Origin of the sequence: Sodalis-like endosymbiont of Proechinophthirus fluctus, from assembly GCF_001602625.1 — a bacterium.
Classification (GTDB): Bacteria; Pseudomonadota; Gammaproteobacteria; order Enterobacterales; family Enterobacteriaceae.
Genome location: NZ_LECR01000042.1, coordinates 1 through 5987, shown reverse-complemented (window position 1 = coordinate 5987; position 5987 = coordinate 1). Strand labels below are relative to the sequence as shown.

Below are 5987 nucleotides of genomic sequence, written 5' to 3'. Positions count from 1 at the left end.
CGGTATTGATGACCAGCTCAGGCTTGAAATGATCCAGTAGCAGCGTGGTCCCCAACGCGGCGGAAACCTTACCGATGCCGGATTTCACAAGTGCTACCTCAACGCCGTGTAGCTGACCGGTATAAATTTCACACCTCGCCTGCTGATGGAGAGTAGAGTGGCTCAAGCTGTCACGCAGCAGCGCGACTTCCTGTTCCATTGCACCGATAATGCCAATTTTCATACAAAGCGTTCCTGTTAACAAAATAGCGGGTTTAAAATGATAGCGGGTGTTCATAGGGTGCATTCTAGCACGCCTGCCGCGGGGAAATAACGGCCGGGCGGGGTTGCGTTTGTCGGCGGGCATTAGTATCCACGGTAGGGTGCGGATCTCATGCGGGGAAAACATGTCCGATATCAACTTCAGTCATAAAATCAGTTTTCAACGTCCCTTTGGTCCGGCGATAAACGCCCAGGATAATTATGCTATTATTCGCCAATTTGAAAGCGACCGCGGGCGTATTATCAATTCTGCTGCAATACGCCGGCTACAGCAAAAAACCCAAGTTTTTCCCCTTGAACGTAATGCCGCAGTGCGCTCGCGCCTGACCCACTCGCTGGAGGTGCAGCAGGTCGGTCGCCATATCGTTAAAGATATCTTTCATCGCCTCAAAAGCGATGGGCGCATTGATGCGTTGGGATTATCACAGATGGAAGCGCCCTGTGAGAGCATGGTGGAGATGGCCTGCCTGATGCACGACATCGGTAATCCGCCGTTCGGTCATTTTGGCGAAGCGGCAATTAACGACTGGTTTCGCCGCCGACTGGATATCGCCAGTCTGGAGCAAGACTCCCTCGGCAAAGATCGGTGCCAGGTGGCCAGTCTGCGCCTGCGTACCGGCGACGAAGTCAACAATGCGCTGCGCGGTCGTATTCGTCTCGATCTGTGCCATTTTGAAGGCAATGCCCAGGCTATTCGTATGGTGCATAGCCTGCTAAAGCTTAATTTGACCTATGCTCAGGTCGGCTGCATTCTTAAGTACACTCGCCCGGCCTACTGGCATGGCCCGGCGTCGGCGGCGTTCAGCTATTTAATGAAGAAACCGGGTTTTTATCTCGCAGAAGAAGAGTATGTCCAAACACTACGGCGAGAATTATCGCTAGGGGAATATCACCGTTTTCCGCTGACTTATATTATGGAAGCAGCCGACGATATTTCCTATTGTATTGCCGACCTGGAAGATGCGGTGGAGAAAAAAATATTTACCGTGGAGCAATTGTATCTTCTCCTGAAAAAAGAATGGGGAAGCGTCGTTAAAGGAGATTTGTTCGATAAAGTGATCGGTCAGGAGTTCAATAAAATCAGACTTCATCAAGAGCTACGAAGTGGCGATCAGTTTTTTATGTATTTACGGGTCAATACTGTGGCGCGGTTAGTGCCACATGCGGCGCAGCGTTTTCTGGATAATTTGGCTCCCATTTATGACGGCAGTTTCAATCAGGCACTGCTGGAGGACTCGAGTCCGGCATTTCGGCTTTTAAAGATATTTAAAAGTGTTGCTTTCAAGCATGTGTTTAATCATCCTGAAGTTGAGCAGTTGGAACTGCAGGGTTACCGGGTGATAAGCGGGCTGCTAGAAATCTATAACCCCTTGCTTGATATGTCTCAGGAGGATTTTCAACAGCTGGCGGCAGGGGATCATCATCCCGCTTATCCTATCGCTAGCCGCTTGTATCATAAACTGTCCGCCAAACATCGTCTAGCCTATGGTGAGGCGATGGAAACGGTCAATCGCTATCCTGCTGGCCAGCAATCCATGATGGAATTTTATTATAGAGCGCGTTTAATCCAAGATTATATTAGTGGTATGACCGATCTTTATGCCTGGGATGAATATCGTCGGCTAATGGCTGCTGAGTAGCCTAAAATACTGTAGTTATTTGTATAGAAGATCAATGTTTTTTACCTTTGCCGCTTTCTTTGCGCTGAACTACAGAGTATTTCATAACTTTCATACAGAAACACAGAACATTATGCATAACGCCCTTTAATTTTAAGTTGAGATAATCACAGATGAAAAAATCTACATTGGTCCTGACGGCGCTTGCTCTGAGTCTGGGCATAGTGCTAGGTCCTGTCTCTGTCTTTGCGGCAGAAACCGCCGCGACCAATTAACAGTTTCCTAGCTTGGCGCCAATGCTGGAAAAGGTCATGCCCTCCGTGGTGAGTATCAGCGTCAGGGGCAGTACACTGGTCACGTCGCGGCAGATACCCGATTAGCTCAAGAAATTCTTCGGTCAAAATTCGCCGCTGTGTCAGTATTGCTCTCCCTTCTAGGCGTCACCCGCTGTGCTAGGGAAACTATGAGGGGATCGATGAAAGAGGCGCGCCTGCCCAGGAAAAATTCCAGGCACTGAAAAATTCCAGGCGCTGGGGAGCCGGGTAATTATCGATGCTGAATAAGGGCTACGTACGTGGTGACCAACGATCATGTAGTGAATGATGCGTCTAAAATATAGGTTCAACTCAACGACGGACGTAAATTTGATGCCAAATTTATCGGTAAGGATACGCGATCCGATATCGCACTAGTACAGATGATTGATGTCAAAAATATGACCTCTATCTATAAAAATGGCCAATTCTGATCAGCTGCGGGTCGGGGATGATTATACAGTGGCTATCGGAACTCCCTACAGACTAGGGAAAACGGTGATGTCCGGCATCGTCTCGGAGCTCGGACGCAGCAGGTTAAATATCGAAAATTATGAGAACGTTATCCAGACTGATGCCACCATCAACCTCGGCAATTCCAGCGGCGGGTTGGTTAATCTGAACGGTGAGTTTATCGGTATTAATAATACTGCTATATTGGCGCCGGACGGAAGTAATATCGGCATCGGTTTTGCCATACCGAGCAATAAATATAGTTAAAAACCTGACCAAACGACTTGTTGAATTCTGTCAGGTAAAACGGGTGAAATTGGTATCCTTGGCACAGAATTGACACTGGAACTGGCGAAAGCCATAAGGTAAACCGGTCACTGTTATTGTTACTGTTACTATCACCATTGAGCAAAGCACGCAATCCCGGATGGATTCCTGGATAGGCCTTACCGGCATCGAAGGAGCAGAGCTCAGCAACACCGAGCTTGACAGTCAAAAGGTGTGCGGGTAGATAACGTTAAAGTCGGCAGCACCTCCGAGCGGGTCGGGATGAAGAAGGGCGATGTGATCCTCGGGGTGAGTCAGCAGCCGGTGGAAAATATCGGCGAGCTGCGCAAAATTCTTTATGCCAAGCCTAAAGTTCTGGCGCTGAATGTTCGCCGTGATGACATTTCGCTGTATTTATTGGCGTAATAATCGGCTGCTTGATATAAAGCCGGACTTCTATTGTGCCGTCTGGTTTTTTGCCCGTAAAAACGTGATGTTTACTACAACTTGCGTGCGTGTCGTCTCTGATCTGACTTTGTGCGTTTGTATAATGCCGTAAGAGGCGCGGCTGTTGGTATATGCAAAAATTGAGCAATCAGTGGGACTGCGATGGCGACTTACCATTTTGATGTCAAGCTCAAGTTGGCGCAGGAAATCGTGGCAAGAACCATGCAAGATAATAGACAGCAACATTAACGTGATGGACGCCTGCGGCCTGATTATCGGCAGCGGAGATCGGGAACGTATCGATGAGCTTCATGAGGGCGCATTGCTAGCGCTGTCCCAGGCGCAGGTGTTGGATATCGACGAAGTGGTGGGTGACTCAAGCATTTGCACCAAGCATTTGCACGACGTGCGTCCTGGGATTAATTTGCCGCTGAAAATCGACGGTAATATCGTTGGCATCATCGAGTTAACCGGTATTCCCGGCTAGCTGCGCCAATATAGCGAACCGTTGTGTATGACCGTCGATATGATTCTGGATCAGGCGTGTGGGTGCTGCATATGCTGGCGCAGGAACCCGGCTGCGTGAGGAACTTGGTGCCAGATCTTATCTGCGCCGAAGAAATGACGCTGGCTCTTACCAAAACAGTACCTGGGGATCGATATTCATCGCGCGTATCGGCAGTAGAGATGGACAGCGCGCAGTTCGGCGTCGATAGCATCATGGCCGAACTGCAACAATTACAAACCCTTTTGACCATCCCTGAGCGGGACAATCTTATCGCTATTGTCTCGCTGACCGAAATGGTGGTTTTGAAGCCGGCGCTTCCCATACGATAAACACATATTCCCGGCTAACCTCTTAGGTGATCTAGCTCAGCAACGGGTTGAATACCACTAACTCGGCATATTGAGATCTGCATATTGAGAGATGTTGAATATCGCCGAGGCGGTACCGCGTTCCCGCACCGGAAACCAGGCGGAAACGATGCCGCTGTTAGTCGGCGGCATTGTCTGCCGCTTCGGCAAAAAAACTACCATAAAGAGCAATATGAACAGCATTATGGCGGCATTGTCGAAGACATGGACAAAGCCCTGGCAGAAGAAGGTAAATACTGACCAGATCAAGATGGCAAAACCGTAGATTTTTTTAGATCTGAACTTATCCAGCATCCAACCACCCGATAGCTGAGCGAGAGTACACACCCAGCCAGAGGCCGAGAATATATGGCCGATTTGCAGCGGATCCAAACCCAAATTCCGCGCCACATGTGGATCGGTGATGGACAGGGTAGACCGGTTAGCGTGGTTGACGGTGTTTCTGATGATAACACCGCCAGGATCCAGAAGCGCGAACGTGTTTTTTGCGTGCTGGCGTTTATTACCGTGTTATCCATGGTAGGCATCTCCCGGGAATGTTCCCGGAGGGGGAGTCGAGTTTGTGTGGCGCGTGGCGAGTAAAGACTCGATGTCCGAGCAGACGGTGTACATACTATCCATTGGCTGAATAGATGCATAGTGGCGTTCTGAAACGTAGGGAAGATAAGAATAGACGTTTTATAATCTGCATAGCGGTTCAGCAGCGATATTAAGATTAATGTCCCGGCAAATATTGAGATTATGACTGAATGCGGCTGCCGGATGCGCAGGCTTTTTACAGCAACGTGCTATAAGCGATATCGATCATTTATATCTACGACCTTTCGGATAATTAAAAAAGAGGCTTCATTTTTGGCCTTAGACGCCTGATGGCGGCCGGTTTGTGAATTCACGCCTATCATCCTGAGCATTTGCTGCAACCCATTGCCGCTCTTGCCCTGTTTTATTGTGATGATGCCCAATGAAAAGGGAGAAGTGATGTACTTATACTGAGGTATCAATTGGTTAAATCCTGATCTTCCCCAGCGTCCGGCGAAGAGGCGACAGTGTTTTTCTCGTGAGAGGAAGGGTTAATGGCCAATACCCAAAGCAGTCCCGTGATTACCGAGATGAAAGTGATCCCGAGCACGAGACATTAAAGCATGCTGCTGAATATCGGCGGTGCGCACGGCGCCTGGTTTATCCGCAATCTCGTGGTGCTTAAGGACCGCTGGCCATACTGGCGCCGGCGAAGCCCCGGGTGGCGAAGTCACCCTACAAAAGCTGCGAGAGGCGATTCCGCTGGTGATGGTTAGAACCGAGGTAGCGCGGATGAACCGGCTGGTGCAACAGGATAAACGCGGCGATTAAGCAATCTTCCGGCTTCAGCTCTAGCTCTCAACAAGAGTAGCGGGTAGTTTATGAAAATAGTCATCTCTCTAGATTTATATGAAGAGAGTTTATCGGCGTTGGAAGTCGCGACGCAGATTGAAAAATGATTTCGTGAGGTTTTTCTCGACACCAATTACGTCAAGCAGCTGCCGGCGAGCGGATGGTATTGAGGCGCTGTGGAGGCCATGATAGTAGCCACCGGCGACGAGGCCGCCTCTGCCATCTTCGGCCCGCAAAAGGGATCGATGGTGGCGATAATCCGCGAATTTGATGTAGCATTAAAATATTATGCTGACATTATTAAGCGCGATCTGGATCAGGATGTCGATCGGGTGTCCGACACTGGCGTAGCCGTAGGAATGAGCGCCGGTTTGCAGGC

The 5987-nt window shown here is 49.4% G+C and carries 4 protein-coding genes and 4 pseudogenes; 6 read left to right on the top strand and 2 right to left on the bottom strand.

Going from position 1 to position 5987, the window contains the following annotated elements; all coding sequences use genetic code 11:
- The coding region (mtnN, locus tag BG74_RS16750; protein ID WP_244267299.1) for a 5'-methylthioadenosine/S-adenosylhomocysteine nucleosidase at positions 1-223 on the bottom strand (223 nt) is incomplete at its 3' end.
- A gap of 163 nt (positions 224-386) precedes the next feature.
- On the opposite strand from mtnN, the gene dgt reads away from it, so the two are divergent.
- From dgt to BG74_RS13130, 3 genes and pseudogenes are all read left to right on the top strand, one after another.
- Positions 387-1901 (top strand): dGTPase, encoded by a 1515-nt coding sequence (gene dgt / locus BG74_RS04825; protein WP_066596997.1) that lies wholly within the window; start codon positions 387-389, stop codon positions 1899-1901.
- A 152-nt stretch (positions 1902-2053) separates the two neighbouring features.
- Positions 2054-3340 (top strand): annotated as a pseudogene (locus tag BG74_RS04815) (trypsin-like peptidase domain-containing protein).
- Positions 3341-3523: 183 nt separating this feature from the next.
- Positions 3524-4186, top strand: a pseudogene (locus BG74_RS13130) (sugar diacid recognition domain-containing protein); the annotation flags it as partial.
- Positions 4187-4255: 69 nt separating this feature from the next.
- Here the strand turns inward: BG74_RS13130 and BG74_RS04800 are convergent.
- Complete coding sequence (locus BG74_RS04800; RefSeq protein WP_256364217.1) at positions 4256-4684, bottom strand: MFS transporter; 429 nt, start codon at positions 4682-4684, stop codon at positions 4256-4258.
- Positions 4685-5310: 626 nt separating this feature from the next.
- Here BG74_RS04800 and BG74_RS04790 point away from each other — a divergent pair.
- From BG74_RS04790 to BG74_RS04785, 3 genes and pseudogenes are all read left to right on the top strand, one after another.
- A pseudogene (locus tag BG74_RS04790) lies at positions 5311-5584 on the top strand (enolase C-terminal domain-like protein); the annotation flags it as partial.
- Positions 5585-5637: 53 nt separating this feature from the next.
- Positions 5638-5775: pseudogene (locus BG74_RS16745) on the top strand (glycerate kinase); the annotation flags it as partial.
- Positions 5776-5793: 18 nt separating this feature from the next.
- Positions 5794-5987, top strand: a 194-nt coding sequence (locus tag BG74_RS04785; RefSeq protein ID WP_187202638.1) for a glycerate kinase, incomplete at its 3' end; no start/stop codon positions are given.